General features: G+C 63.2%; 1 protein-coding gene and 1 pseudogene. Both read left to right on the top strand.

The window, feature by feature from the left end; genetic code table 11:
• On the top strand, positions 1-1,037 hold a 1,037-nt coding region (locus M0954_RS18650; RefSeq protein ID WP_297354813.1), incomplete at its 5' end, for an acyl-CoA dehydrogenase domain-containing protein.
• Between the two features lie 140 nt (positions 1,038-1,177).
• Positions 1,178-1,652: pseudogene (locus M0954_RS18645) on the top strand (short chain dehydrogenase); the annotation flags it as partial.

Genomic DNA, 1,652 nt, shown 5'->3' with positions numbered 1-1,652 from the left:
GCGCCTACCAGCAGGTACCGGTTTCGATCACCGTCGAAGGGGCGAACATTCTCACGCGCTGTCTGATCATCTTCGGCCAGGGCGCCATCCGCTGCCATCCCTATGTGCTGAAGGAAATGGCCGCGACGCGCGAAGCCGACCGCGGCAAAGCGCTGCGCGATTTCGATGAAGCGTTCTTCGGGCATGTGAGCTTTACGCTATCGAACGTCGTGCGCAGCTTCGTCTATGGCATCACGGCCGGTGCATTTATCAGGAGACCGCAACGTGCGTATGTGCCGCTGGTCCCCTACTATCGTGCAGCCACTCGCATCTCCACCGTGTTTGCGCTGCTCGCCGACGTATCGATGTTCGTGCTGGGCGGCGATCTGAAGCGGCGTGAGCGGATTTCCGGCCGGCTGGGCGATGTGCTGTCGCAGCTCTATCTGATCTCGGCGACGCTTAAGCGCTTTGAGGACGAAGGCCGTCAGGAAAGCGACCTGCCGCTCGTGCGCTGGGGCGTCGAGGATGCGTTGCATCAGGCGCAGGAGGCTATCGACGGCGTGCTGGCCAACTATCCGAACCGTTTCGCCGCGGGTCTCGTGCGCCTGCTGGCGTTTCCGTTCGGCCTGCCGCATCGTGCGCCTTCGGATACGCTCGGCACGGCGATCGCCGAGCTGATGCAGACGCCGGGCGCAGCGCGTGAACGGCTGGTAGCCGACTCGTATGTGCCACATCCTGACGTCGACCCGCTCGGTTACGGAGAACTGCTGTTCGCGCTGAGTCCGAGCATCGACGCCATCGATCGCAAGCTGCGCGATGCGGTTAAGCAGGGCCTGCTCGCACCGATGCCGCAAAGCCTCGCCCATCTCGCGGAATGGACCGCTGCGGCCCAACAGCAGGGTTTGCTCGACGCCGACGAGCGGCGAGTGCTCGACGACTACGCCCGCTATGGCGCCGAGGTCGTCAAGGTTGACGACTTCGAACCGGACTTCGGCATGCTCGAAGCGCTGCAGCGGCGCAAAGAGGCACTGGAAAAAGCGATGCAACTTGCAGCGTGAGCATCGCGCCGTGCACACTGACGCAAGCGCCTGATGCAATCCCGTGAAGTTAAGGGGTGCTGCAAAGGCGTCATGCGAACCTGAAACCCAGGCATTCAAAAGTAACCGGCAACCCCGACTGGCCAGCGGAGCAACAGAAGATGAACGACACCTACCTGAACTTCGTGAACTCGCCGTTCGGCGCGCGCCTGGCGCGCTCGATCGGCTTGCCGAAGCCCGAGGTATTGCGCCGCTATCGCGCGGACCAGCCTGAGTTCGATGGACTCGTCGCGATCGGCGCGGGGCGCGAGCCGCATCTGCTCAATGCACTGGCGGGTGTGATTGCGCGCACCGGTTTCACCAGCGTCGCGCATCAAAGCGCTGGATTGTGGGTATCGCTCGCGGCGCGTCATGGTCTGATGACCGGCCGCTTTGAGCCTGCCGAAGCAGGACCGCATGGACGGGTTGCCGCGCTGATTTTTGACGCTAGTGGTATCGAAGACAGCACCCAGTTCGATACTCTGTTCGGGTTCTTCCATGACACGTTGCGCTCGCTCGGCAAATGCGGCCGCATCGTTGTGCTCGGGCGGCCGCCCGAAGCATGTGCGAGTTCGCGGCAATGGACCGCGCAACGTG

It is taken from the genome of Paraburkholderia sp. (genome assembly GCF_026225065.1).
In the GTDB taxonomy this organism is placed as follows: Bacteria; Pseudomonadota; Gammaproteobacteria; order Burkholderiales; family Burkholderiaceae; genus Paraburkholderia.
The sequence above is the reverse complement of the archived record's forward strand: the minus strand, read 5'-3'. Positions and strand labels throughout refer to the sequence as shown.